Raw genomic sequence first — 26,313 nt, forward strand, 5'->3', positions numbered from 1 at the left:
TCCGATTTTTCTTTAGTTCATATTTTCAGGTAAAACACCTAGATCGATTCCCCATACAAGCGGCATGAAAAAATAAATCAAAAGTGTAATAAACACGATACTAATCAGATTTAACCATATACCTGCCTTGACCATGTCCCCCATTTTAATATAACCTGATCCAAATACGACGGCATTCGGCGGGGTAGCCACCGGCAGCATGAAAGCACATGAAGCAGCTAAGCCCGCCGCCACCATCAGACTATAAGGGTGAACATTCAAGGCAGCTGCAAGAGCAGCCATTATCGGAAACATCATCGTGGCTGTCGCCGTATTGGACGTAATTTCCGTTAAGAAAATGACAAAGGTCGTCACTGCAAGCAAGATTATAATGAAGGATATTCCTTCAAGGATCGTTAATCGCTGTCCGATCCACTCTGCCAACCCGGTTTCTTTGAAACCCTTGGCAATGGCAAGACCTCCACCGAATAAGAGCAGAATCCCCCATGGAAGCTTCTTCGCATCGTCCCAGTTGATCAATCGGGATTCTTTCCTTCCTGGAAGAAGGAATAAAACGAGTGCTCCTGTAATGGCTATGATTGTGTCGTCTAATGACGGAATCCATTGGTTCAATAGAAACGACCGGGTGATCCAGCATAGAGCTGTAGCGACAAAGACCGTAAGAACAAGCTTTTCTTCAAATGAAATGCGACCAAGAGACCGGTTCTCTTTCTCCACAATCTCCCTTCCCCCCGGCAACTCTTTAATCTTTAATGGAAAAGCCACCTTGATTAAATACCACCAAGTAACAAATAGCAGAATAGCGGCAAGTGGAACACCGAAAAGCATCCACTTCGCAAACGAGAAATCAATACCATATAACTGTTTCACAACGGCGGCAAATATTGTGTTAGGAGGCGTTCCGATCAACGTTCCCAAGCCTCCGATCGATGCACTATAAGCAATCCCAAGCATAATCACTTTACTGAAGTGCCCCGTTCTATTCGTCCCTTCCTTTTTTAGACTTTCATTAACTTGATAAATCACGGCTGTTCCAATCGGAAGCATCATCATAGCCGTTGCCGTATTCGAGATCCACATAGATAAAAAACCTGTAGCCAGCATAAATCCAAGGACGATCCTCTCAGTGCCAGTACCAATCAACAAAATGATGTTCATGGCAATCCTCTTATGTAAGTTCCACTTTTCCATGGCAATCGCAATGATAAACCCGCCCATAAAAAGAAAAATCGTACTATCACCATAGGCAGACGTGACATCTCCGGATTGCAGGGCTCCCGTAAGCGGAAACAAAATGATCGGCAACAAAGCAGTTGCCGGAATAGGTATTGCTTCTGTTATCCACCATACCGCTATCCATGTGGTACCGGCAAGGACAGCAACAGCCTCTTTTGCCAAACCTTCGGGAGAGAAAAATAACATGATAAGAATAAACAGGAGTGGTCCCAAGAAAAAGCCGATTTTCTGTCTTGGATTCGAAGTAGGCTCCGGAACGCGAGTTGTATCCACTTGACGGGAAGCAGCAGGCGTGCTTCCGGTAGTGAAGAATTGCAAAGTCTCCATCACATCTCCGTGCCATTTCCAAAGTGTCCCCCATGCGTTTTTCACAGTTAGCATCTACTCATTCCCCCATTACTCGTCTTACTAAAACTCTATCGACCATAGAAAGCGCTGTCAATTATAACACCTCCAAATAATGTAAGAATCTGAATATTCACTTCTTTATCCCTATTCAACTTATGTATTCTCCTTCAAAGGACGTACATTTTCTTCAGGACCTTCGTCCTCTCCCTATAAAACGAAAAACAGACCATATCTTCATAAACCTTTTCGTTGTAAAATATTGTTATAGAGTGATGACTGTCATTTCAAAGGAGACACTATGAAAATCTATTGGCAAATAAGCTATTTTGTAATAGGGTTACTTATCTTCAGCTATGGGATCAGTATGTCCATCAAAGTGCAATACTTAGGAATCCATCCATGGGATGTATTAAACATTGCCCTATTTGAGAAATTTGGCTTAACGATCGGCACGTGGAATATTATTGTCGGTGCCACCCTGATTGCAGGCACCCTGTTTTTAAAAGGGAAATATGTTCGGATCGGGACGATCCTTAACGGAGTGATGGTTGGCATGCTGGTCGACTTCTTCCTATTTTACGATTTACTTCCGCCTCAAACGAACATAGTCGCAGATATCCTGATTTTATTATCGGCGATTATTTTAATGGGGGTTGGTGGGGGACTGTATTCAGCGGCTCACCTTGGTACGGGTCCGCGGGACGGTTTTATGCTTACCATTTCGGATTTAACGAATCTTTCAATCAGCAGAGTCCGGATCATGTGTGAGTGTGCAGTGTTACTAATCGGACTGCTTCTATCCGGTCCAGTCTTCGTTTTCACTTTCATTTATACGTTTATTCAAAGTCCCATCTTCCAAAAATCCTTTCTATTTTTCACCGATAGACTCAATACCCGGTTTACCAGTCGAAATAATGTAAGTATGTAAAAAGGACAAATGCCTGAGGCAGTTTGTCCTTTTCTATGTCATGACATCTCGCATGCCACTAATCCGTATTGCTGATGGGGATTTAATTGCTTGATAAATTGAAATAGTTGCTGCACCTGTTCATTATCCATATCCCGCTTATAGTAATCTTCCAAGACCGCAAGCATTTCATCAGGGTACATCAAACAGGTATGACTTCCCCAGTCCGTTTGCCTGCCTTCTATTTTCTTATAGTAAATGCCATCCAATAGGGAGAAAAAGAGTTCATACCCTTTCGGAAAAAACGGACTGATCCTTTTTGGGTAATTATGATTCCAGTCTCCCCCTTCATAATGAAATGTCTGGTCCGTTAAATCACCGATAAAGACCTCTACATCTGCCACGCCATCTCCTCCTATAGATAAAAAATATCCTTTATTATTATGTATAAGCCCGTCCCGTTATTTAGAACTGATTCGTTAGTATTCAGTCAAAACTTATTTAAAAACGATGCTATAGAAAGGAGCCGCTTCAGGGTTTCACCTGAAAACGACTCCAACTTTTCACAAATATTTTCGTTGAACACTTCTACCGTCATAGGTAAATAACATATCACGGTTCTCTACATGGGTTTCGATATGGACCGGTCTTCCCCACAGCTGATGGAGATACGGTAAAACCTTTTCTAAATACTTAATATCAAGCTCAACGTCTTCGAACCAGTGCTTCAGATATAGCTCCCCACTCTTCATATAATCCCCATCATTTACGGTAATGTAAGGGAACCCGCCATTGACCCTCATGCCAACGAGCTGATCCCGTACATGAGTCCATTCTTTATCGACGATTTTGTAATCCTTCCCCTGCTTCTGGAACAGATACATATCTTCCCTAGTAACAAGGTCCTTCGTTAGATAGTTGCGCAAGAAGGAAATATCAGATTCAATCTCACGAACCTCAAACATTTTTTCACGACCTGAATTCGGTTTCACCCCACGCTTTTTCATCTCATCCGTAGGGTTATCAAAACGATCTTCAATATCCTCAAAAATCTTCAAACCTAAATAATACGGATTGATCTGCGTACGGGAAGGCTGTACAACACCTGCATTCAGTTTAGCAAACTCAATGGACTCTCCACTCGTCAAATCCATTTCACGGATGATGCGCTGATGCCAATACGAAGCCCATCCTTCATTCATGATCTTCGTTTCCAGCTGAGGCCAGAAATACAGCATCTCTTCCCTCATCATCGTCAATATATCCCGCTGCCAGTCAGACAGCTCCCTGCTGTACTGCTCGATAAAGAGTAGGATATCTTTCTCGGGCTGAGGAGGGAACTTCTTCTTCACCCTTTTCTTCTCCCGGCTCTTCGGCTTCTCATCCAATGACCACAAATCGTCATAAGGTGTCGCATTACTCACTTCTTCCTCAACCCACTCCACATCATCCATCGTCCACGACAACTTAGGACGCATTAATGAAGGATCAATATGCTCATCCACAGCAAGCACCGCATCCAGGAAGTTTTCAACCTCCTGCTTCCCATGCTCGATTTCATATCTTCGAACCCGTTCAGCAGTAGCCGCCATGCTCTCTACCATATCCCGCTTCGTATTCTGGAATCGGACATTATTCTTAAAGAAATCACAATGGGCCAACACATGTGCCACAATCAACTTATTCTGAATAAGCGAATTTGAATCCAATAAAAAGGCATAACAAGGATCAGAATTAATCACGAGCTCATAAATCTTACTTAAACCCAAGTCATATTGAAGCTTCATCTTATGAAACTGCTTCCCAAAACTCCAGTGAGAAAAACGTGTCGGCATCCCATAAGCTCCAAATGTATAAATAATCTCAGCAGGACATATTTCATATCGCATCGGGTAAAAATCAAGACCAAACCCGGCTGCAATCTCAGTAATTTCCCCTATCGCATTTTGTAACTGCCTTTGTTCCTCTAAATTCATCGCCATCCCCCTCTTTATACTCTTATCTAAATGTATGAAGAGAAAAGGCATTTGATGAAAAGAAAAGCGGAGCCGGGTTGGGCAGGCCCGACAAGCATAAGATAAATCGACCGGAAAGGCGCACTTTGCCTTTTTGGTCGATTTATCTTATGACCTCGAGGGACTACCCGGCGGAGCTGGACATAAAGAAAAGCGGAAGGGCTTTGATAGAGGCGACAAGCATAAGGCGAGGTGGCAGGAAGGTTTGCCTTTTCACCTTCTTGACAGCTTGACTTATGACCTCGAGCCTCTAAGCCCTGGAGGTGGACATAAAGAAAAGCGGAAGGGGCTCGCTCTGGGGCGACAAGCATAAGACGAGTAACCCGGAAAGGCGCCCTTTGCCTTTTTGGGTTACTTGGCTTATGACCTCGAGCCCCAAGCCCCTGGAGCTGGACATAAAGAAAAGCGGAGCCGGGTTGGGCAGGCCCGACAAGCATAAGAAAAATCGACCGGAAAGGCGCACTTTGCCTTTTTGGTCGATTTATCTTATGACCTCGAGGGACTACCCGGCGGAGCTGGACATAAAGAAAAGCGGAAGGGCTTTGATAGAGGCGACAAGCATAAGGCGAGGTGGCAGGAAGGTTTGCCTTTTCACCTTCTTGACAGCTTGACTTATGACCTCGAGCCTCTAAGCCCTGGAGGTGGACATAAAGAAAAGCGGAAGGGGCTCGCTCTGGGGCGACAAGCATAATAAAGTCATACTAAAAAGCCGTTCCCCCTTTGTAGGGAACGGCTCTTTATCAAACTTACACCTTCATATTCTTTTGCAAAAGCATCACAGGAATGAGAGTACTTAGCAGCAAAAGGGCCGATAAGGAGAAAATCATTGAAATACTTAGTACTTCAAGAAGCACCCCTACTCCTACAGATGATAATCCAAACAGCAATGTCGTTAACGCACCTTGGGCAGCATAGATTTTCCCCAGCTCTTCTGGTGGTGCACTTTCCTGCAAATACGTTTGGAGAACGACATTTTTAATTTGATCAAACAAACCGAACACAAAGGATAAAACAAGTGCAAGGAGCGCTACCTTATTCCAGGCAAAGACAAGTGTCACGACTGACGTAAAAACCATGCAAATCGGTATCCATTTCTGCCTGTGTCTTGAAAACAAGGCGTGGAGCTTAAAAATCAAATACGAGGCAAGAACCAATCCGATAAAGAAGCTGGAATTGATGAACCCCCACCATTCTTCTCCTCGCTGCAGCTGCAAATCAACATACAAGTACAAAACAGCCGCAATCCAAACAGTACCTGAAATCGACTCTAAACCATAAATCCAAAAGATAGGAACCAATCCTTTTCGCTTTCTTACTTCTGTCCATCCTTCTCCTAACTCCTGCCACCAATCCTTTCGAACTTCCAGGCTAGTGGTTGGAATAACAGGCAACTTCAGCATGAACAGTGTACTGGCGAGGAACAAAACAATGATCACGATAAAAAGATTGGTTTCATTTATGAGTGATAAAAGAATTCCACCCAGTGCCCAGCTTGAAAATTGTATCGTTTGATCCACGGTTGATAAAAATCCATTCGCTCCCATCAACTCTTCCCGTTTCACAAGAAAAGGCACATAAGAATTCCTGGCAGGCAATGCCCATCCATCTAAGAATGAAATGATACTCGCACATCCTAAAAAGAACCATACATTTTCAATATTGAGTACCAATAGCAAGAGAAAAAAGCATAGGAAGAATGTTTTCGCCATTTGAGAGTATGAAATCAAACTCTTCATTTGTATGCGATTCAACAGAAGAGGTGCCGACATGCTACTGATGAATCGCGAAAACGTAATGACCAAAGGTACGGCCGTCATATAAACAGCAGAACCGGTAATAGTGTAAACGAGGGAGATTAACCCTACGATATACAAGATATCCCCCATATTGGATAACGCTTGACCGAACCAAAGGTTTCTAAATGCATTGGAATGCATATCTTTTCCTCCCTCTATTCAATTTTTATTTGGGTGAGAAAAAAGATGGCATCACATTGGAACAAAGATCCCCTTTCAAAATCAAAAATGATTATGTATAGGTTTATTTTAGCAAATGGTTTCACTTTTTGCAGAGACTTTACTTTATATTATTATCAATACGGCGTTTGGGTGTAGATTGTCGCGGGTCTCAACATACCTCAATATGTATATTAGGTGAATTTCTAGGTTTATTGTGCCAAAATCCTGGTTTGTTGTGCCACATTCACTCTTTGTTGTGCCAGTTTGGCTGTTTGTTGTGCCAGTTTTGAAGAACATTGTTCCAAATTGTGAACAACGTCTGGTTTTAATGCTAAAATACCCTGCTTTAACCTGCATTTCATAAACCTAACAAAAAAAGCCTTCTATTAAGAAGACTTTATCTGCTGAAATTATTCCTGCACCGTAATATTCAGTATTTTTTCGTTATCAAGATCGTGCACGACGACGACAGAGACTTTCTTTTCTGCACCATTCTCTTGAACAGTAAATTCGAATGAATCAGCTACTTTGTTTTCGGTCATCTTTTTTCGCCCCTGGTATTTATAATCCTTTACTGGCTGACCTGGATAGTCTTCTTTAATGACTGCTGTGGCAATCCGTCCAAATTTTTGATAATCCGTTGGTTGAGCATATGCTTGACTTGAAAACAAAAGAAAAAATACGGTTGATGCAATCACCAATGCTTTCTTCATTATCATCACCTCTGTTTACATTTCATTAATAGGATGAATTAAATACGCTGATTTATTCACCCAATAGTAGGAAAGCCAGCATTTGCAGCATAACCAACTTTTACAGAGAGATAAAAGCGGTTTTCTCCATACAATATGATTACCCCTTCAAAAGGAGGGAAACCAAGTGAACAAAGTCGATTACGATCGGGCCTTGTATTACACTCACCGATCAGAATGGGATAACCTGTTGATCCTCATGGTGAGAACGAAGGATGACCTTCTTTCGAAAAGAATTGAACATTTTCTACATGCGTACCATTTTTCAAACGATTACACGGTTGTAGAGCGTAACCTATATACGCTTTTACGATATATTGAACATGCAAACTTCACCTATAGTGTAGAGCAACCACTTGAGGAAACCTTTGCAGAGATGTAGCTACAAGAGAATTCCACCTACGGCTGATCCAATTAGTATGCGCTATTGGATCAGCTTTTATTATTTTGTATGTATAGAGCCTCGGGTTGCTTGTATTGTTACATTTACCGGGGTTGTACCTGATACATTTCCCTCGTTCTTCATCTGGTAACACTTCCTGTAATTGGTATATATATCAAACAAAATAAAAAAACCGGCATAATGCCAGTTTTCCCTATTAAGTCGAAATTTCACTTCTCACCAGCTCAGCCGCTTTCACATATACTTTGAGTTCCTTCATCAGCCCATCGACTAATTGCGCCGGTTCTTCCAGAAGTGCGTCCCCATCATAATCGAAACAGTGTGGATCAAGGATGAGCTGCTTTGGAATGACGTTTGCATACACACCACGGCCTACGATGCGAAGGTTGTTTAAGCAGTTGATCCCACCTTTTCCACCACCGGCACATGCAAGCAGGGCCACTGGTTTGTGGGCAAATTGCTCGCTGCTTAAGAAATCGAGTGCATTTTTCATTGCTCCACTCATACCGCCGTGATATTCCGGGGAAGCTAAAATGACGGCGTCCGCTTCCTTCACTTTTTGTTTGAGTGATTGAACGGCTTCAAGCCCTGATTGCTCTGGCTCTCCTGTGTACAATGGTAGTGACCCATCACTCAAGTCAATTAGATCACAGTCATACTTCCGGGCAATGAATCGTGAAGCGATTCCAGTACGCCCGCGTTTTCTGGGACTTCCGTTAATAATTAAAGTACTCATGATTGAAAATCCTTTCCGTTTTAGTTTGATGTTAAATGATGTTTAACGGCATACAAAGCCGCTTGGGTTCGATCGGTTACTTCCAGCTTGGAAAAAATGTTTGATATGTGGGTCTTGACGGTTTTTTCCGTTATATAAAGGCTGGAAGCAATTTCTTTATTACTCTTCCCTTTCGTTAGCTCAATCAAAACATCCTTCTCCCGCTTGGTGAGCTCATGGATTTTATGGGGCGGCTCCTTTTTGGAGATCCTGGTAAGCAAGTGATTGGTTGCCTTAGGATGCAGAGAGTTTTCACCGGATAAAAGCTTTCGGATGCTATTCACTAATTCATCGGGTTCAATATCCTTTAATTGGTACCCTGCTGCTCCTGCTTCAATGGCGGGAATCACGTGATTCTGATCGGAAAAGCTGGTGAGCATGAGTATTTGGATAGCGGGATGATTCTTTTTAATTTCCTTAGTTGCTTGAATTCCGTCCATCACAGGCATCATTAAATCCATCAAGATGATATCGGGCTTCAATGTTTGGGCCAATTGAACGGCTTCTGCACCATTCTTCGCTTCGCCCACGATGTCCAGGTCCTTTTGTGTTTTCAAAAAGAAGACAAGGCCTCTTCGTACGACATGATGGTCATCGGCTATTAACACTCTGATCATGCATGGCACCTCCTAATAGGGTATTTGAACTGAAATACTCGTTCCTTTTCCTAGTTGACTGTTTATCGTTAGTTCTCCACCAATGCTTTTCACACGTTCCTCCATACTCTGTATCCCCACAGAAGGCAGTGAATGTTTGGTGTCATAATGAAACCCGTAACCTCTATCTTCAATCATTAAATGAATGAAATGTGATTCACTTTTTAATGTATAAAAAATGTTCTTTTCACCAGAATGCTTTTTACAATTATTAAGGGCTTCCTGGCTCACCCGCCACAGGACTTCTTCTATCCTGGAACTAAGGGAGATGACTCCCTCTACTTTCGTTTCAAGGGTCAACCCCAGCATTTCTGCGTATCCTTTAACGGCTTCAACTACTCCATTTTCCAAACCATGGGGTCTTAATTGCCAGATGAGGGCCCTCATTTCCGATAGGGCTTCCTGGGCAAGATTTTGAATGGTCTTGAAGGTGCCCTTCACTTCCTCTTCCCCGGTCATCTCCGCTCCGCCTCTTGCTGTTAACGTAAGCGAAAACAACAGTTGGTTCACTGAGTCATGAAGATCCCTTGCCAATCGGTTCCTTTCACCGATAAGAGCAACTTCCTGTTCCTTCTTCGTCAGTGTAATTCTTTTGATGGCGGAACCGATTTGAAACGCAACTGATTCCAGAAGAGCAAGTTCATCGGTTGAGAAGTGGGTTTTATTCGGAGCTGCAACATTTAATAACCCGAAGGATTCATTTCCGGACTGCAACGGGACCGTTGCATGATACGTGATTTCGTCTGTATCCCCTCTCTTTTCTTCAATGGCCTGCTCGATCCGCTGACATTCAATGATATTGGAGGCTTTCGTAAGCTTTCCATTTCGAAAACGATTGACACACCAGCAGCCGCCCTTTTTCATCAGTTCACATTTCCGGTCAGATAGTGACTTCGGGAGATTCTCATAGGAGACAAGCTCGTGACTGCCTTCCTCTTCAATAAAGAAAATCCATCCCGTTGTGAAGCTTGTGCCTCTGATCAGCTTCTTCAATGCCCCTGAAAGCATAGAAGAAAGCTCTGTTTCATTGTTCAGCAATTCGGCTATCTCTTTCAAAAGCTCGATATTTGAAAGGGATTCTTGATTCATCTTCATCGTCCTCTCCCATCCTTCACTACTATTATATAGATTTTACACAAAACCGGTATTCTCAAAAAGAATGAAACGTTCTACGACCTTTGACTGAAAACGTATGTTCCGACCCTAAACAAAAACAAGAGATGTGTTGGCACATCTCTTGTTTTTTGTTTAGGGTCGGATATAGCACGGCAAATTGGTAAACAGCATAGGTTTAGCCTGTTTTTATCAGCACTGCAATGCCAGGGAAAAAGGAAAGGCTTTAGGCCTCTCCTACAGATGAACTGATCATCGTTTCCACTTTCGCCATGATGGCTTTTTGCAGAACATGTAATTTATTATCGCTATCGCTTTGTGTCTGACCAATTACGCTGAAATAGAATTTGATCTTCGGTTCCGTTCCTGAAGGACGCAGGCAGATCCATGATCCGTCTTCAAGATGGTATTTCAGGACATTGGATGACGGTAGGTGAATACTTGATTCTACACCAGTTTGTAATTCAACCTTCTTACTTACCTTATAGTCTTCCGATGATACGACCTTCAAGCCGGCTACTTCTTTCAAAGGCTCGTTTCTGAAATCCTTCAGAATTCCCTGGATTTGTTCAGCGCCTTCTTTTCCTTTAAGAGTCAAGCTCTTAAGCCCTTCTTGATAGAAGCCATGCTGCTCGAATAAATCATTCAGCACATTATAGAGAGTTTTGCCCTGCTTCTTATAATATGCAGCCGCTTCCGCTGCCATCAGTACGGCTTGAATCGCATCTTTATCCCGGGCAAAGTCGCCGATTAAATAACCATAGCTTTCTTCGTATCCGAATAAGAATGAGTATTCGCCTGTTTCTTCATATTTTTTGATTTTTTCACCGATGAATTTAAAGCCTGTCAGTACATCTTCCACTGAAGCTCCGTAATGTTCAGCCACTTTACGGCCTAGTTCTGATGTAACGATCGTCTTAAATACACGCCCATTCTCAGGAATCATATTTTTTTCCTGTTTACGCGCCAGGATATAATCTAGTAGAATCGCACCTGTTTGGTTTCCAGTGAGAAGAATATACTCACCTGAATCTCCTTTTACAGCTACTCCTAATCGGTCTGCATCAGGATCTGTCGCAATCAGGATATCAGCGTCGATTTCCTTCCCGTAACGGATGGCATATTCAAAGGCCGCTTTATCTTCCGGGTTCGGGGATTTCACAGTCGTAAACTCAGGATCTGGAATCGCCTGTTCCTTTACAATGTGAACCGACTCGTATCCCAATGCTTTAAGACCCTTTTCAGCCATCTTTAAAGCAGTTCCATGTAATGGGGAAAACACGATTTTTAAATCGACTTCCTTGGCGATTTGCGGTTTTTCAGAAATCGAAATCAGATGCTCCAGATATGATTGATCAATTTCTTCGCCAATCATTTTAATCAGGCCTGATGATTTCAATTCTTCTTCGGATTTAACCTCGATTTCAAGCTCATTTTCCACTTCATTCACTTTATCGATCACGGCATCTGCTACGTGTGGAGGCAGCTGAGCCCCATCCTCACCGTATACTTTGTATCCATTATATTCAGGTGGATTGTGGCTTGCCGTCACCACGATCCCGGAGAATGCCTTTAATTGTCTAAGGGCAAATGAAAGCTCCGGAGTTGGTTTGAGTTCGTCGAACACATATGTTTGAATACCGTGTGTAGCCAATGTCTTTGCTGATTCCATGGCAAATTCAGGTGATTTATAACGGGAATCGTAAGCGATTACAACTCCGCGCTTTTTAGCCTCATCACCTTGTTCTTCTATGTATCGCGCTAATCCTTCAGAGGCCTTTCTGACTGTATAAATGTTCATTCGATTGGTTCCGGGACCAATTTCTCCTCTCATTCCACCAGTACCAAATTCAAGGTTTTTGTAGAATGCGTCTTCTAAGGTTTTTTCGTCGTCTTTCATTGCTACTAAAAGCTCGTTGATCTCCTGATCCAGATGCAAGTAGTCGCTCCATTTTTCCCATGATGTTTTCCAACTCAAAACGATCCCCTCCTAATGCTGTATAATAATAAATTCTATCACAAATTGTAGAAATCCTGCTAAAACAATCCGTCACATGTCGACAAGATTTTCACAATTTTATTCTAGCATAATTTTTAAAGGTTAAAGGACGAAAAATCACATAGGAAAATAAAAAACGAACTACCCCTCTTATAAGTAGTTCATCTCCCTCAATCCTTATATTCATCTTGAGTTATTGGTTCAAGACCCTCTTCCTGCCACACTTGATACCCATAAATCACAACAGATATGGCGACAAACAATCCCCACCTTTCCCAAGGTGAAATAGTCACAAGTTGGTAGATCTGTAGTTTTTCTTGAAGTAAATAATGAAACGGAAAAACGGCAAACATAAAATCGGCTACGATATTAACCAGGAGATATTTCCAAAAATGGCCGAATGAATAGGTAAAGATCCAAATTGTCACTACTAAAAATGCACCTAAAACACCCGATACAAAGGCAGGATTTAGTGATGGTATAATGGAAACATTTATTTTCCAGTGCTGATGGTTGTAAGCAACTAAATTATATAAAACCATTATAAAAGAAGCTAATATCCCTACAGGCATAAACCGTTTAATTTCTCTCTTCTTCAAGAAAAATAAAGTAATCCAGGGTATAATGAGTATCAACCACAGAATCATTTTGACCGACACACTCTTCACTCCTTCAAGTTCCTACTATTAGTCATAGTATTTTCAAATTGTTTTCATCTAAACATCCCTTTTTCTTCACTCAGGCATTACTAGACAAATATAAGTAATTTTCATCAAAAAAACTCACCGGATTTTTCTCCGGTAAGTTTTCATTACACTTTTATTTTTTATAGTTCACTCCGTACACATCATGCCTGCGATCTTTGAGCTGGCGTACCGTACCCGATTGACGCTGGCGTCGCAGTACTTCGAGATCGACGTCTCCGATCATGACCATTTCAATGTTGGGATTGGTTTCGCCGACGATTCCGTCACGTGCGAATTCAAAGTCGGACGGAGCAAAGATACCGGACTGAGCATATTGAATGTCCATATTTTCCGTTTGTGGAAGATTTCCGACCGTACCGGAAATGACCGTATAGATTTGGTTTTCAACGGCGCGGGCTTGTGCACAGTATCTGACACGAAGATAGCCTTGGCGATCTTCTGTACAGAATGGGGTAAAGATGATTTTCGCCCCTTTGTCTGTTGCGATTCGGGCAAGTTCAGGGAATTCAATATCATAGCAGATTTGAATTGCAATCTTACCGCAATCCGTATCGAACACCCTTACAGAATCTCCAGGGCTGATTCCCCACCATTTTCGTTCATTTGGTGTGATATGAACCTTGTACTGCTTCTCTATTGTTCCATCACGGCGGAAGAGATACGCGATATTGTAAATTTCATCGTTTTCTTCCTTAACGAAGTGAGACCCACCAATGATATTGACGTTGTAACGAACCGCTAAATCCGTGAATAATTCAATGTATTCCTCTGTAAAATCAGTCAGCTTTCTTACAGCAAGGCTGGGTGATTGAATATTCAGGAATGACATCAGCTGTGTAGTGAAGATTTCAGGGAACACTACGAAATCTGATTTTGCATCTGATGCTACATCTGTGAAATATTCAACCTGATTCGCAAACTCTTCAAAGGAATTGATTTTACGCATCATATATTGTACAACACAGATTCGGACCGGATAACTTGTTTTGAAATGCCGCTTGCTGGACGGACGGTAATCGACGTTATTCCATTCCATTAAAGTGGCATATTTATGGGATCGTTTGTCATCAGGTAAATAATTAGGGTTAATCCGCATCAGGGTGAAGCCATTCAATAGCTGGAATGAAAGTACAGGGTCATAAATCTTATGACGCCCCACCGAATCCACGTACTCCCGTGGAGTCATCTCCTCTGAGTGCTTGTGGTAATTCGGAATGCGACCTCCTATGATGATACTCTTTAAGTTCCACTTCCGCGCAAGATCCTTCCTTGCTTCATATAAACGGTGTCCTACCTTCATACGTCGGTATTCAGGGTGCACCATGACTTCAATTCCGTAAAGGTTATAGCCATCGGGATTGTGATTCGTTATGTAACCATTATCCGTTACATCATCCCATGTGTGGCGGTCGTCATACTCGTCAAAGTTAATGATCAAACTTGAACATGACGCGATGATTTCCCCATCTAGTTCTGCTACCAGCTGCCCCTCGGGAAATACGTCCAAATGACTTTCCAAGTGCTCCACTTTCCATGGATCCATCCCCGGAAAGCAGACAGACTGCATGTTAATGATATCTTGAATGTCCTTATGTTCCATTGGACGAATGATCATTTTCTTTTCGAACTGTGATAAGTCTAGCTTTTCTGCCATCTATGATCTACTCCTTCATAAAATACCTGAATTATATACCCTTATAGTGCACTGTTGAAACGAAGTTCATGACAGTCCATCCCTTTTATTTTAGCAAAGGGGGGTGTATGATTTGAAGAAATTTGATTTGACTGTAAATTTTCAACTTAAAGAGGCTGGGACAAAACTAAAAATCCATGATATAAAGACGAACAATTAGAAGTGTAGGTTCTTAATACCGCTCATGATTTCCGTGCAAGACTACGCTTTCCGCGGGTAGCCCGTGAGCCTCCTCGGCAAGCCTGCGGGGTCTCACATAAGCTACATTTCCCGCAGGAGTCTTCGTCTTGCACTCCAATCAACCGCTGGAAATAGCTAAAATAAAATGTACCGAAATAAATAATAAACCCGACCAAATCTGCTTCCTAGAAGGCAGATTTGGTCGGGTTTTACTTAGACTAATACACTTTTGTCCCTGCCTCCTTCCATTACCCTTTAAAATAGTAAGCTGTTGCTTCCCAAGGATTTAATGTAAAGGCATCATCTTTATTGTTTTCTTCGTTGGTGATCAGAACATCAGCCTGTTTGATATCAAATGAAGCCACGTTTTCGATGACTTGCTTTTCTCCTGACACATTGCAAAGAACCAGGATTTTCTCACTTCCATGCGTTCTCGTATAAGCATACACGGAAGGGTGATCTGCGTAATGAAGATCGAATGATCCGTATGGAATAATTTCATGCTCCTTACGGAGAGCGATCAGTTTTTGATAGTAGTAAAAAATGGACCCGGGATCATTCAGTGCCTTTTCTGCATTAATATCTTTGTAGTTCGGGTTAAGCGCAATCCATGGATCTCCTTCTGTGAATCCACCATGGTCCCCGCTGTTCCATTGCATAGGGGTTCTCGCGTTGTCTCTTCCCTTAACATAGATGGCCTTCATGATTTCTTCCGGATCTATGCCTTCCGCTATTTTTTCACGATACATGTTCAGTGTTTCAATATCCTTGTACTCATCAATGGACGAAAACCTGACATTCGTCATTCCAAGTTCCTCCCCTTGATAAATGTAAGGTGTCCCTTGCATCAGATGAAGGAGGGTGGAGAGCATTTTCGCGGATTTCACGCGGTACCCCCCATCGTCACCCAGTCGCGACACAATCCTTGGCTGATCGTGGTTGTTCCAGTACAAACTGTTCCAGCCTTTCCCGTGAAGTTCTGTCTGCCACTTCGTTAAAATGGTTTTCAATTTTACGAGGTCGAATGGAATGACGTCCCATTTCCCTCCAGGCCCTGAGTCCACATCCATATGCTCAAACTGAAATACCATATTCACTTCATTGCGGTCTTCACCTGTGTAAAGTACGGCTTCGTCCGGTGTCACACCCGGCATTTCACCAACCGTCATCGCATCATATTGAGAGATGACCTCTTGATTCATTTCCTGGAGAAATTCATGAATGCGAGGACCGTTCATAAAGTACTCATGACCGGAAGCATACTTTTTGCCTTCAGGGTTCGGGGCATCAGGCAATGTAGGCACTTTTGAAATAAAGTTGATGACGTCCATACGGAAACCATTGATTCCTTTATCAAGCCAGAATTTCATCATGTCATATATTTCCTCACGCAGCTTCTTATTTTCCCAGTTTAGATCCGGCTGCTTTTTTGAGAAGAGATGCAGGAAATATTCCCCCGTCTTTTCATCGTATTCCCAAGCAGAACCGCTAAATACTGACTCCCAGTTATTCGGCTCTTTCCCGTCTTTTCCTTCACGCCAAATATAATAATCACGATAAGGATTGTCCTTTGATTTCCTTGATTCCACGAACCAGCCGTGCTCATCGGAAGAGTGATTCACTACCAGATCCATGACAAGCTTCAAATCACGCTTATGCATTTCCGCGAGCATTTCTTCCCAATCAGCCATTGTGCCGAACTCATCCATAACCTTTTTATAGTTGCTGATATCATATCCATTGTCATCATTCGGGGATTCATAGACAGGAGATAACCAGATCACATCAATGCCCAGTTCTTTCAGATAATCCAATTTTGAAATGATACCCCTTATATCTCCAATACCATCACCGTTCGAATCCATGAAGCTGCGGGGATAAATTTGATAGACCACCGATTCTTTCCACCACTGTTTTGTCAAGTGTATTTCCCTCCTGTAAAAGCAATTTTAAAAAAAGAGCGGTTTCTGCAACCGCTTGCACAAATCGTTAAAAAAATATCACATTTCCTCATAAAGATTTCTCATTTTACTTTTATAATAATAACATACTATAATTTGATAGAATATATGAAGAAAGGAATTCTATATGAATAAAAAAGCAGATTCTTTGTTATTCCTCGCATGGGCTTCCTCTCTTGTGGCATCTCTGGGGAGTTTATACTTCTCGGAAATCATGAAATATGAGCCATGTGAATTATGCTGGTATCAGCGTATTTTAATGTATCCGATGGTCATTCTATTAGGTGTGGCTTATGTTCGCAAAGATTTTCAAGCGGCATTATATTCTACTATTTTTTCCGGAATCGGTATCCTCGTTTCCTTGTATCACTACTCTATTCAAAAAGTATCATTCCTATCAGAGAGTGCACCAGCCTGTGGACGTGTCCCATGTACAGGCGAATACATTAACATGTTCGGATTTATCACCATCCCATTCTTGGCATTGACCGGTTTCATCACCATCTTTATCGCAAGTGTAATGATAGTAAAAGCATTAAAGGAGGACAAATAGATTGAAGAAGATCATTATATTTCTAGTAGCGATTGTCGCACTATTTGCTGCCATCGCGCTCATAACAAGCATGCAAAACAGTCAAAAGGCAGAGGGAAATAAGTTCAAAAAAGCGAATCTTAACCCAGCCACAGTCGAACTGCTGGACGATCCAAATTATCAGAATGTGATCCTGCCAGAAGAATTAGAAGAGAAACTGAAGAATAACGAAGACGTGACTGTGTATTTCTATAGCTCAACATGTGTTCACTGTAAGAGAACGACCCCTACTCTGGCACCTCTTGCAGAAGACATGGGAGTAGACATGGTTCAGTACAATCTACTTGAATTCGAACAAGGATGGGACCAATACCGAATCGAAGCTACACCAACACTGATACATTTCGAAAATGGCAAAGAAGTGGCAAGAATTGTAGGAGGACAACCTGAAGAAGAATTCAAGAAGTTTTTTGAAGAGAACGTTACGAAAGAATGATAAAGCAAAAAAGAGGGGCTGACTTTTCCACGAGTCAGCCCCTTTCAAGTGAGGAGGAATTTCAAGATGAAGATACTGTGTATCTTCAAAATCAACTTATTACAAGCTATTTTCCCCTCACTGGAATCTTCTAAACATTTTTATGCGAATTTTCTAAAGTATCTAACTTTTCCCGCGGGATTTTTCTAAACCAGCAGCTGGTTATCCGCTCTGGAATAAATACTTAAACTATGCTTGCAATCCGATTCTTCGCTGAATTGATCATACGACAGTGGGAAAAACATACCAAAGCCTTGAAGAATTTCAGCATTGTGGTAAAACATTTCTTCATACACATCTTCTTTTGATCCGCTCTCTACAATGGAAATCAATGTTTGTAAGCTTGAAATCACCTGAAATGCTTCCTTAAGGGTACCAAAGTATTCAAAATTTCTCGTCGTCGTATGTAGTACTTGCATATCATCGAATTGTTCGATTTCATCATCTGTGAAATAATCAGGGAAAATAGTACAATACATGTACTGTATGAGCTCTTGAATTTTGTCTTCCTGTTCATGTGTTGATGCTAGTAAAACTTTCACCGTCATAACCCACCTTTGTAATGGTTGTAATCTCTCTGTAATAGATATATTAAGGATAACATAGAAGTAGAACCAACAGCGTGGTAATTATACCCATGGATTGGGTTGAATAGGAGTTAAATTAGGTTTAAATACCCACGTAAGTATAAGAATTTTGTCATTTGAAGGAGTTTTTTGATGAATACACAGAAAAAAGGAGAACTATTTGAACTAGTCATTCCAGATAAATGGAAAAATGTAACGATTGATTCAATTCTTAGAAATCACTGGCAAGCACCTAAGAAACTGATTCATTCCATGAGGATGGAGGGTGATATTAAAGTGAACGGGGTATTGATTTCCTGGTCACAGCCCCTCTCTCCGGGAGATACGATACAGCTTCATTTATTCAAAGAAGTCGAATACGATGTCCCTCCGACCTACGGAGAAATCGATGTGTTATTTGAAGATGATCATCTGATTGTCGTCAACAAACCTGCCGGGATCGATACTCACACAAATCATCCTAATGAGACGCATTCCCTTGCGAATCTGGTGGCCTTTCATCACCAGGCGCAGGGAGAGAGTTGCCGAGTGCTGCATATTCATCGTTTGGATCATGATACATCGGGAGCGATCATCTTCGCCAAGCACCCTTTAAGTAAAGCGATTCTGGACCGCCTTCTCACTGAGAGGCAGATCAAGCGTACATACCACGCTCTTGTTCATGGTCGATTGAAGCAGAAAAAAGGCACCATCTCTGATCCGATAGGTAGGGACCGCCATCACAATACAAGAAGAAGAGTTTCACCTTCTGGTCAGGATGCAGTCACCCACTACAAGGTGCTGGAGTACAAAGATACTTATACTCTAGTGGAAATTCAGCTTGATACGGGACGCACCCACCAGATTCGCGTCCATATGAGTCACATCGGTCACCCTTTGGTCGGAGACACATTATATGGAGGAAAACCGATTTTGAGAAGGCAGGCCCTGCATGCGGCACGAATTTCATTCCCTCATCCGCTGACGGGCGAGTGGATCGAATGTGAGGCTGATTGCGATGATGATATTTGGCTGTGAGAACACAATACAAAAACGAGCCGCTCTCGAGCGACTCGTTTTTGTATTAGGTTAATTATTTCAATCCGTTTTTAACCGCTTCGGCGATTTGGATCGTACGGCGAGTTTGGTGTTTCACTGCAGGTTCTACGGATTCAACCATATTGCCCTCTTGATCGACTGTTACACTCGTTCCGTATGGGTTTCCACCAGTAGTAAAGCTTGATTGGTCTGTGTATCCAGGAGCTGCGATGATTGCACCCCAGTGCATCATGGTTGTGTATAGAGCCAGAACCGTCTGCTCCTGGCCACCGTGTGAGTTACTTGCAGATGATGTGGCGCTCACTACTTTGTTTGCCAATTTCCCATTGAACCAAAGGCCTCCAGTGGTATCCAGGAAGGCTTTAACTTGAGAAGGAACGTTTCCGAATCGTGTCGGTATATTGAAAAGGTAGGCGTCTGCCCATTCAAGATCATCAAGTGTCGCAACAGGTACAGTATCTTTTGTTTCATTATAATGCTTTTCCCATGCCGGGTTTGAAGCAATGGCTGCTTCAGGTGCTGTTTCTTCAAAACGGAGTACCTTCACTTCGGCTCCAGCTTCTTTCGCAGCCTCTTCTGCCCATTTCGCCATCTGATAATTTGTTCCTGTTGAACTGTAATACATGATTGCCAATTTTACGTTAGACATAATCGAAATCTCTCCTTTAAATATGGATTGTATATAGTAAATGGATGAAACACAGAATCAGGATGCCGGTAAATCATTCAGAAAAACCTGCAAAGCTATAATCGTTTTCACTTTTTCATTTTAGAATAATAGTGCGTCTATAGAGAATGACCCTGCCCCTACCAGTGCTACTCCAAGAGCAACGACAATGAGCATTACATTATATTCTGTACCATTTTGGGTTGCCCAATAACCATTTGATCCGTGAACTTTCACGATCGCTACAATCATCGTTCCAATGATGAACAGGGCAGCCAGTGGTGTTAGGAAACCTGCTGCGAATAGTAATCCCCCTGCAACTTCAGAAAGTCCTGCAAGTAATGCCATCGTTTTTCCCGGCTTGATTCCAATGGACTCAAAGAAACCTCCTGTTCCTTGTAGCCCGTGCCCACCAAACCAACCAAATAATTTTTGTGCTCCGTGCGCAGCGAATGTTAACCCCACTACTAAACGAATAACCAATAATCCGAACGCAGCTAATGCTGTCATCTTACTTCCTCCTTTATGTTTTCCCATCGAGATGTAGCTTCAAACATTTCAAATTCAATTATTCTCAAATCACTTATCTTGAATTTGAGATATATGTGTAAAAAAAGAGTACAAGTTATCTCGAATGTAATTATTTTGATTTCGAGATAATTGTATACTACTCCTCACTTCTCTGTCAATAACTTTTTTACAAATATTTTTAAATTGGTGGCAGGAAGTTAGGCGGTGAAAAAAGAGGTCCGTCCCTCTAGACGGGGGACGGACCTCTTATAATATATCTATTAGAAATCGAAGTTGTCTGGATCTGGACCGAAACGTTCGTCCAGGTTCAATCCGTTGATTTGGTTCATTTCTTCCAGAGATAGCTCAAAGTTGAATAGATCTGCGTTTTCTTTGATTCTGCTTTCATGAACAGATTTAGGGATGATGATGACATCATTCTGAAGGTGCCAGCGCAGAATCACTTGGGCAGCGGATTTCTCATGCTTTTCAGCAATGTGATTCAGGGTTGGTTCATCCAGTACACGCCCTTGAGCGATTGGTGACCATGCTTCCACTGCGATATTTTGTGATGCACAGAATTCTCTTATTTTTTCCTGATTCAGACGGGGGTGTAATTCGATTTGATTTAATACAGGTTTTTCATTGCCATTCTTCATCAGGTCTTCAAGGTGATGCTGATGGAAGTTACTTACACCGATGGATTTCACTAATCCTTCGCTATGCAGTCTTTCAAGTGCCTTCCATGTATCATTATACTTTCCTTCTACCGGCCAGTGAATTAAATAAAGATCCAAGTAGTCCATATCAAGTTTTTTCAGGCTGGTTTCGAATGCTTTCAATGTTGTATCGTAGCCTTGATCACTATTCCATACTTTAGAGGTAATGAACAGGTCCTCTCTCGCTACTCCACCTTCTTTCACACCTTGACCTACACTTTCTTCATTGTCGTAGATCGCCGCTGTATCGATGGAACGGTATCCTGACTCAATCGCTGTTCGAACAGCTTGTACCGTTTCAGACGGATCTTTCATTTGGTAAACTCCTAAACCAACATAAGGAATTTCGATTCCATTATGTAATGTCTTCGTACTCTTTAAGTTTTTTAACATATTGCATCCCTCCTGATTTATTATTTTACAAATTCATTCAGCTTTTTGCGAATGTTATGATTGAAAGATTTGATTATATACTAAATTTAGGTCCGTCCCTCTCCATGAGGGACGGACCTATTTCGTACATTTACCGGCCGATAAATTGCTTTCGTCTCTTCCCGATAAACGCGAGCTTATGAAGGGGGCGCGTCATGGCCACGTATTGGAGCTTGATGTCGAGTTCGTTTTCCGGGTTGAATGCTTCATCCACCGCTGCGATGATGACCACATCAAATTCAAGCCCTTTTGACAGATAAGATGGGACGACGACAATTTGATCTTTCGGGATCGATTCTTGTTCTTCCAACAACTTCACTTTCCCGGGCTGACGTTCTTGAAGGATTTCGCTGATTTTCATACAATCCTTCATGCTTTTGCCGATCACAGCGAAGGTTTGGAATCCTTCTTCCCGTCCTGCACCCACCTTCTCCTCGATTCCGGAAGCCAATTCTTCCAATTCCACATATTCATCAAAGGTGGGAGAATCTCCGTGTCTCACCACTGGATTCACCTTAGGAAAGTCATAAGGTAAGAGATTCAGCAGTTTATTCGCTTCCTCCATGATTTCAATCGTGGTCCGATAGCTTTTCTGGAGCTCAGTATAAGTAGCCCTCGGAAACACATCTCTATACACCGGTTCCCATGACTGAAGCCCACGATAGGAGTGAATCCCCTGGGCAAGATCCCCCACCAGTGTAAACATGTCGGTTTCAAGTGCCCTTTTCAAGGAATAAAGCTGCATATAACTATAATCCTGTGCTTCATCGATGACAATGTTTTTCGCTTTATAAAATTTATCGATTCCAAATAAGTGAGTTTGCAAGTAAAGAAGAATGGCTAAGTCTTCTACCTCATACTGTTTCTTCTTCGCGTATTTCAACGTATATTGACTTAGCTTTTGTGCCTGCTGCATGCTTAGCTCACCTTTCGAGTAAGATGCCAGCCGTTTAGGATCTGAGAACAATTCTATGAAGTATTGATCCAGGTTTTTCTTTTCAAACTGCCTCATGTAAGTTGTAACGCTTGTTCGGATCGCCTTCTTAATTTCTTCGACCCGCTCAATTTTTTTGTCCAATGCTTTTGATACATAGTCCTTCCGGTTTCCTGCCTGGGTCCGTTGAAAGAGCGCTGTTTCGATCCGTTCATCGAAAAACTTCTCTACCTTCTCCACCATCTGCTTCTTGTTCGTCCGAACATAGCTCTGTAAGAGAACCTTGAGTTTTTCCATACGGCGATAGATGGGCATATACGTATATTCATCTTTGAAAAGGTGGGTGAATTTTTTTGCCGTGTAGAGTTTGTATTTATCCACATAGAAGTCCTTTGACGTATAAAAGCGCTGTTCAATTTCTTCTATATAATAATCAAGTATTCTCCTGAAGGCTTTGGAGCCTTTAAACCCTGATATCCAGGAGGCAGTCTCTACGTCTCTATCATGGGTTTCAATCAACTGGATGAGCTTGTTATCTTCCACTAAATTCAGCTTTTTCTCTAAGCAGGTCATGACATAGTCCGTGAACGTCGTTTGTCTTACCCGCTCCACCCCAAGTTCCGGCAGTGCTTCTGAAATGTAGTCGATAAACAAATTACTTGGTGCTAGGATCATCAGTTGTTTCGGGTCAAAATGCTGTTTGTAGTTGTAAATAAAGTATGAAATCCGGTGAAGGGCGATGGTGGTCTTTCCGCTTCCAGCGGCCCCTTGAACAATGATGGGCTTGTTTAAATCAGCCCGGATGATCCGGTTTTGTTCTTCTTGAATGGTGGAAATGATCTCGGTTAAACGATTGCTGGAGCTTTTGGCTAATGAATCCTGAAGCAGTTCATCTGTAGTTGTTAAGTCAATATCCCTGATTTCTTCTAACAAACCATCCTCAATCATGTACTGACGCTTTAATGAAAGATCTCCTTCATAGGTCTCATCTTCCGCTTCATACGAAACGTCACCAATTCTTCCTTCATAGTAAAGGTTCGCTATGGGAGAACGCCAATCCACGATGATTTGTTCCTGATTCTCCCTCTGATAAAGGGAAGTCTTTCCTATATAATGTTTCTCCACCTTATCAGAACCCTCATGTTGAAAATCAATCCGGGCAAAATAGGGTTTCGTCTTCGCTTTTGTAAGGGACTCCAGTTCTTCTTTAGACATCTCAAAGAAGCTTGAGTTCGTCAAGATATCGATGTACGCAGCACTCGATTCGCCCCAATCAATATCTCCAAAAGCTTTTTCCATGTTTTCCTTATACTTTTCCTTACTCGTCTGGGATGTGCTGATGACTACATCAATGTAGCGCTTCGTAAACTCCAGGCGTTCTGATTCAATTGAAAAATCGGGATGAATAGTCGATTCCTTCGTCATACATTTCTCCTTCCAAATGTTTTAACCACAATGGAGAATAAACGTCTCATCAATCCCACTAAGGTAACGACTCTCTGTGGGGAAACGTTTAGAAAGACATATCGAAATCTGGATAAATTATGTAGGCGTTTGGGAGCAGGAATATATATTATCAGATAATTAGGGAAAGTTCAATAGAGAAAAGCGGAAGGGGCTTGCCCTGGGGCGACAAGCATAAGACGAGTAACCCGGAAAGGCGTTCTTTGCCTTTTTGGGTTACTCGTCTTATGACCTCGAGCCCCAAGCCCCTGGAGCTGGACATAGAGAAAAGCGGAGGCGGCGACAAGCATAAGGCTTAGCTTAACAAATTGAACATGATTCATCGTGTGAATTTTCTGTATTTTGAAACTAATCATCTTTCTTTTCGTATGTATTTAGAGAAGGAAATCTTAAAATGGAGACCGACCACTGAAGTCATTCTGTTGAATATATAAAAATTTTAGGAGGCGAAATGTATGGCTGAAGGTATGTTTTTACTAATGATTGTGTTAATAACTGTTGTAATCATCGGAAAAAGAAAAAAGAAAAAGTAAAGAGGGAAATTGACTAATGATATTAGGATGGAGGTAATTCTTTCGGACTAAGTATTAATAAGAATATAAATAATTATATCCAGTCCCAAAAAAACCGATATAAGTATTCAATTGGTTGAAGATATTTAAGAAGTAGGGACAGTTAATGAAGTAAAGATGGTGAACTTATTCAACAAAAGGGTGCTTTTACTGAATAAGAAGTTGATAAAAACGCAAAAAACCCAGAACCATTTAGGGGTCTGGGTTTTTACTGTTAATTGCATGTTATTTACACTGTTATTTCTGATGCTAATTTGATTGTGTTTTAGGTGTTCCCTCCCTAAACGGAACCCGTTACCTATAAAGATGAAGGGCCTTTCATACGATCCACGGGAAACACAATCTGAAAACTCGTCCCCTTGCCGACTCTACTTTCAACTGTAATGACGCCTCTCATCGCTTCAATGATACGATAGGAAACCATAAGCCCAAGACCCGTTCCTTTCTCTTTCGTAGAAAAATAAGGTTCACCCAGCCTGGCTTGTTGTTCAGGGGTCATTCCGACTCCAGTGTCAGTAATGGAGATACTGACGTTCCCCTTTTGAACCTTCGAAAGTATCGTGAGGGTCCCCCCCTTTGGCATGGATTCAATCGCATTTTTGATGATGTTGAGAAATGCTTGCTGAAAGCTTCGTGTATTGCCGACGATGGTGGCGTCGCTGATGCTATTATGCACTACCACCGACTGCTGGTTGCTCAGTGGTTCGACCATATCGACGAGCTTATTGAGTTGCTCAGAAATGGAGATGTTCTCCACATGATCAGGGTCTGGCTTAGCAAATGTAAGATAGTCGTTGATGATTTCTTCTGCCCGTTTCAGTTCTGAGGATGCGATCGCTAAGTATTGTTCTTTTTTACCTACCGGAAGATTTTCTTGATTGAGCAGTCTCAGAAACCCTTTAATAACGGTTAAGGGATTCTTCACCTCATGTGAGATGCTGGCTGCCAACTGAGACAGTACTTCCATTTTTTCTATTTTCACGAGTGCTTGTTTAATTTGGATCTGTTTCAGCAATGTCTCACATATGTATGTCAGGATAAGCATTCCCAATGAAGGGAGTAAGATGAAATTAATCAAATAGCTTTCATCAATCACGAACACGGTCATGGCATTGGCAATAAGGGCTGCTACTATGGAATGGACGGTAAAGAGCATCACTGAGAAAATGATCTTCTTCCGACTGGTTAACCCGTCGAAATCGAACCACTTCATCCCGATAACCGTCAAGATGTAAATCACCACATAAATCACAAAAGCCACTATACTCCACCCATATATCATTGTCCTGGAAACCAATAAGACAGCTAAAAGTGCAATCCCCGTATAGGGTCCTCCATACATAACCCCGAGTACAAAAGGGATCATCCGTAAATCATGAACGCAGTAAGGATTTTGATAGATAGGGGAAAGCATGCACAGGATAATGGCCACACTCAAAGAAATAAGGGTTGCAAACCTTGTATACCAGCCCTGTATCATTTTTCTTTCAACAAGGAAAAAAATTAAAAAAATACTCAAAATGATATAAAAGAAATTATTAATAACATCCTGATTAAAGATAATCATACTTACCCTTTGACCTTTCAAAGATATTGTCTACTTCATAGAAATTCTACCAT

General features: G+C 41.8%; 23 protein-coding genes. 5 read left to right on the forward strand and 18 right to left on the reverse strand.

Annotated elements, in window-relative coordinates; translation table 11 throughout:
- Nucleotides 1-12: 12 nt before the first annotated feature.
- Nucleotides 13-1,617, reverse strand: a complete 1,605-nt coding sequence (locus TV75_RS06785; RefSeq protein ID WP_156142329.1) for an SLC13 family permease — start codon at nt 1,615-1,617, stop codon at nt 13-15.
- A 265-nt stretch (nt 1,618-1,882) separates the two neighbouring features.
- Between TV75_RS06785 and TV75_RS06790 the strand changes: the two genes are divergently transcribed.
- Complete coding sequence (locus TV75_RS06790; protein ID WP_044337858.1) at nt 1,883-2,512, forward strand: YczE/YyaS/YitT family protein; 630 nt, start codon at nt 1,883-1,885, stop codon at nt 2,510-2,512.
- Nucleotides 2,513-2,550: 38 nt separating this feature from the next.
- Here TV75_RS06790 and TV75_RS06795 read toward each other — a convergent pair whose 3' ends face one another.
- From TV75_RS06795 to TV75_RS06815, 4 genes are all read right to left on the reverse strand, one after another.
- Entirely contained in the window at nt 2,551-2,895 is a 345-nt protein-coding gene (locus tag TV75_RS06795; protein WP_044337859.1) for a hypothetical protein, read from the reverse strand.
- A gap of 159 nt (nt 2,896-3,054) precedes the next feature.
- Entirely contained in the window at nt 3,055-4,467 is a 1,413-nt protein-coding gene (locus TV75_RS06800; protein WP_044337860.1) for a SpoVR family protein, read from the reverse strand.
- Nucleotides 4,468-5,252: 785 nt separating this feature from the next.
- On the reverse strand, nt 5,253-6,443 hold the full coding sequence (locus tag TV75_RS06810) for an MFS transporter (protein ID WP_044337862.1): 1,191 nt from the start codon (nt 6,441-6,443) through the stop codon (nt 5,253-5,255).
- 431 nt (nt 6,444-6,874) lie between these two features.
- On the reverse strand, nt 6,875-7,177 hold the full coding sequence (locus TV75_RS06815) for a DUF3889 domain-containing protein (RefSeq protein WP_052504440.1): 303 nt from the start codon (nt 7,175-7,177) through the stop codon (nt 6,875-6,877).
- 166 nt (nt 7,178-7,343) lie between these two features.
- On the opposite strand from TV75_RS06815, the gene TV75_RS06820 reads away from it, so the two are divergent.
- Nucleotides 7,344-7,598, forward strand: a complete 255-nt coding sequence (locus tag TV75_RS06820; RefSeq protein WP_044337863.1) for a YhdB family protein — start codon at nt 7,344-7,346, stop codon at nt 7,596-7,598.
- Between the two features lie 217 nt (nt 7,599-7,815).
- Here the strand turns inward: TV75_RS06820 and TV75_RS06825 are convergent, their stop codons facing one another.
- The 7 genes from TV75_RS06825 to TV75_RS06855 all read right to left on the reverse strand — a co-directional run bounded on the left by TV75_RS06825 (nt 7,816) and on the right by TV75_RS06855 (nt 16,664).
- Complete coding sequence (locus tag TV75_RS06825) at nt 7,816-8,355, reverse strand: NADPH-dependent FMN reductase (protein WP_044337864.1); 540 nt, start codon at nt 8,353-8,355, stop codon at nt 7,816-7,818.
- A 20-nt stretch (nt 8,356-8,375) separates the two neighbouring features.
- Entirely contained in the window at nt 8,376-9,011 is a 636-nt protein-coding gene (locus tag TV75_RS06830; protein WP_044337865.1) for a response regulator transcription factor, read from the reverse strand.
- Nucleotides 9,012-9,023: 12 nt separating this feature from the next.
- Entirely contained in the window at nt 9,024-10,139 is a 1,116-nt protein-coding gene (locus TV75_RS06835) for a GAF domain-containing sensor histidine kinase (RefSeq protein ID WP_044338053.1), read from the reverse strand.
- Between the two features lie 250 nt (nt 10,140-10,389).
- Nucleotides 10,390-12,141 (reverse strand): phospho-sugar mutase, encoded by a 1,752-nt coding sequence (locus tag TV75_RS06840; RefSeq protein WP_044337866.1) that lies wholly within the window; start codon nt 12,139-12,141, stop codon nt 10,390-10,392.
- Nucleotides 12,142-12,332: 191 nt separating this feature from the next.
- The gene (locus TV75_RS06845; protein ID WP_156142330.1) at nt 12,333-12,821 is read right to left on the reverse strand and encodes a hypothetical protein; all 489 of its coding nucleotides are present in this window, start codon (nt 12,819-12,821) and stop codon (nt 12,333-12,335) included.
- A gap of 160 nt (nt 12,822-12,981) precedes the next feature.
- Nucleotides 12,982-14,523: a bifunctional GNAT family N-acetyltransferase/carbon-nitrogen hydrolase family protein gene (locus tag TV75_RS06850; protein WP_044337867.1), complete on the reverse strand. Its 1,542-nt coding sequence runs from the start codon at nt 14,521-14,523 to the stop codon at nt 12,982-12,984.
- Nucleotides 14,524-14,990: 467 nt separating this feature from the next.
- Nucleotides 14,991-16,664: a glycoside hydrolase family 13 protein gene (locus tag TV75_RS06855; protein ID WP_044337868.1), complete on the reverse strand. Its 1,674-nt coding sequence runs from the start codon at nt 16,662-16,664 to the stop codon at nt 14,991-14,993.
- 166 nt (nt 16,665-16,830) lie between these two features.
- Here TV75_RS06855 and TV75_RS06860 point away from each other — a divergent pair, with 166 nt between their 5' ends.
- Both TV75_RS06860 and TV75_RS06865 read left to right on the forward strand, forming a co-directional pair.
- Nucleotides 16,831-17,256 carry a disulfide oxidoreductase gene (locus TV75_RS06860; RefSeq protein WP_044337869.1) on the forward strand — a complete coding sequence of 142 codons (426 nt, stop codon included), beginning with the start codon at nt 16,831-16,833 and terminating at the stop codon, nt 17,254-17,256.
- A gap of 1 nt (nt 17,257) precedes the next feature.
- Complete coding sequence (locus TV75_RS06865) at nt 17,258-17,731, forward strand: thioredoxin family protein (protein ID WP_044337870.1); 474 nt, start codon at nt 17,258-17,260, stop codon at nt 17,729-17,731.
- A 185-nt stretch (nt 17,732-17,916) separates the two neighbouring features.
- On the opposite strand, the gene TV75_RS06870 is transcribed toward TV75_RS06865, so the two are convergent.
- A complete protein-coding gene (locus TV75_RS06870; protein ID WP_044338055.1) occupies nt 17,917-18,312 on the reverse strand; it encodes a YhcU family protein in 396 nt (131 codons plus the stop codon).
- Between the two features lie 177 nt (nt 18,313-18,489).
- Between TV75_RS06870 and TV75_RS06875 the strand changes: the two genes are divergently transcribed.
- The gene (locus TV75_RS06875; RefSeq protein ID WP_044337871.1) at nt 18,490-19,374 is read left to right on the forward strand and encodes an RluA family pseudouridine synthase; all 885 of its coding nucleotides are present in this window, start codon (nt 18,490-18,492) and stop codon (nt 19,372-19,374) included.
- A gap of 55 nt (nt 19,375-19,429) precedes the next feature.
- Here TV75_RS06875 and wrbA read toward each other — a convergent pair whose 3' ends face one another.
- The 5 genes from wrbA to TV75_RS06900 all read right to left on the reverse strand — a co-directional run bounded on the left by wrbA (nt 19,430) and on the right by TV75_RS06900 (nt 26,260).
- Nucleotides 19,430-20,044: an NAD(P)H:quinone oxidoreductase gene (gene wrbA / locus TV75_RS06880; protein ID WP_044337872.1), complete on the reverse strand. Its 615-nt coding sequence runs from the start codon at nt 20,042-20,044 to the stop codon at nt 19,430-19,432.
- 120 nt (nt 20,045-20,164) lie between these two features.
- A complete protein-coding gene (locus TV75_RS06885; RefSeq protein WP_044337873.1) occupies nt 20,165-20,572 on the reverse strand; it encodes a DoxX family protein in 408 nt (135 codons plus the stop codon).
- 281 nt (nt 20,573-20,853) lie between these two features.
- Entirely contained in the window at nt 20,854-21,684 is an 831-nt protein-coding gene (locus TV75_RS06890) for an aldo/keto reductase (protein WP_044337874.1), read from the reverse strand.
- Nucleotides 21,685-21,814: 130 nt separating this feature from the next.
- Nucleotides 21,815-24,082: an RNA polymerase recycling motor HelD gene (helD, locus tag TV75_RS06895; RefSeq protein ID WP_044337875.1), complete on the reverse strand. Its 2,268-nt coding sequence runs from the start codon at nt 24,080-24,082 to the stop codon at nt 21,815-21,817.
- A gap of 909 nt (nt 24,083-24,991) precedes the next feature.
- Nucleotides 24,992-26,260, reverse strand: coding sequence for an ATP-binding protein (locus TV75_RS06900; protein WP_044337876.1), 1,269 nt, complete (start codon nt 26,258-26,260; stop codon nt 24,992-24,994).
- Nucleotides 26,261-26,313 lie beyond the last annotated feature (53 nt).

It is taken from the genome of Rossellomorea aquimaris (assembly GCF_000935355.1).
In the GTDB taxonomy this organism is placed as follows: domain Bacteria; phylum Bacillota; class Bacilli; order Bacillales; family Bacillaceae_B; genus Rossellomorea; species Rossellomorea aquimaris_B.

Bases quoted from the DNA above. Each gene is read 5' to 3' on its own strand.
- TV75_RS06785 (WP_156142329.1), bottom strand. From the start codon at position 1,617: ATGCTAACTGTGAAAAACGCATGGGGGACACTTTGGAAATGGCACGGA.
- TV75_RS06790 (WP_044337858.1), top strand. From the start codon at position 1,883: ATGAAAATCTATTGGCAAATAAGCTATTTTGTAATAGGGTTACTTATC.
- TV75_RS06800 (WP_044337860.1), bottom strand. From the start codon at position 4,467: ATGAATTTAGAGGAACAAAGGCAGTTACAAAATGCGATAGGGGAAATT.
- TV75_RS06810 (WP_044337862.1), bottom strand. From the start codon at position 6,443: ATGCATTCCAATGCATTTAGAAACCTTTGGTTCGGTCAAGCGTTATCC.
- TV75_RS06815 (WP_052504440.1), bottom strand. From the start codon at position 7,177: ATGAAGAAAGCATTGGTGATTGCATCAACCGTATTTTTTCTTTTGTTT.
- TV75_RS06825 (WP_044337864.1), bottom strand. From the start codon at position 8,355: ATGAGTACTTTAATTATTAACGGAAGTCCCAGAAAACGCGGGCGTACT.
- TV75_RS06830 (WP_044337865.1), bottom strand. From the start codon at position 9,011: ATGATCAGAGTGTTAATAGCCGATGACCATCATGTCGTACGAAGAGGC.
- TV75_RS06835 (WP_044338053.1), bottom strand. From the start codon at position 10,139: ATGAATCAAGAATCCCTTTCAAATATCGAGCTTTTGAAAGAGATAGCC.
- TV75_RS06850 (WP_044337867.1), bottom strand. From the start codon at position 14,523: ATGGCAGAAAAGCTAGACTTATCACAGTTCGAAAAGAAAATGATCATT.
- TV75_RS06860 (WP_044337869.1), top strand. From the start codon at position 16,831: ATGAATAAAAAAGCAGATTCTTTGTTATTCCTCGCATGGGCTTCCTCT.
- TV75_RS06875 (WP_044337871.1), top strand. From the start codon at position 18,490: ATGAATACACAGAAAAAAGGAGAACTATTTGAACTAGTCATTCCAGAT.
- wrbA (WP_044337872.1), bottom strand. From the start codon at position 20,044: ATGTCTAACGTAAAATTGGCAATCATGTATTACAGTTCAACAGGAACA.
- TV75_RS06885 (WP_044337873.1), bottom strand. From the start codon at position 20,572: ATGACAGCATTAGCTGCGTTCGGATTATTGGTTATTCGTTTAGTAGTG.
- TV75_RS06890 (WP_044337874.1), bottom strand. From the start codon at position 21,684: ATGTTAAAAAACTTAAAGAGTACGAAGACATTACATAATGGAATCGAA.
- helD (WP_044337875.1), bottom strand. From the start codon at position 24,082: ATGACGAAGGAATCGACTATTCATCCCGATTTTTCAATTGAATCAGAA.
- TV75_RS06900 (WP_044337876.1), bottom strand. From the start codon at position 26,260: ATGATTATCTTTAATCAGGATGTTATTAATAATTTCTTTTATATCATT.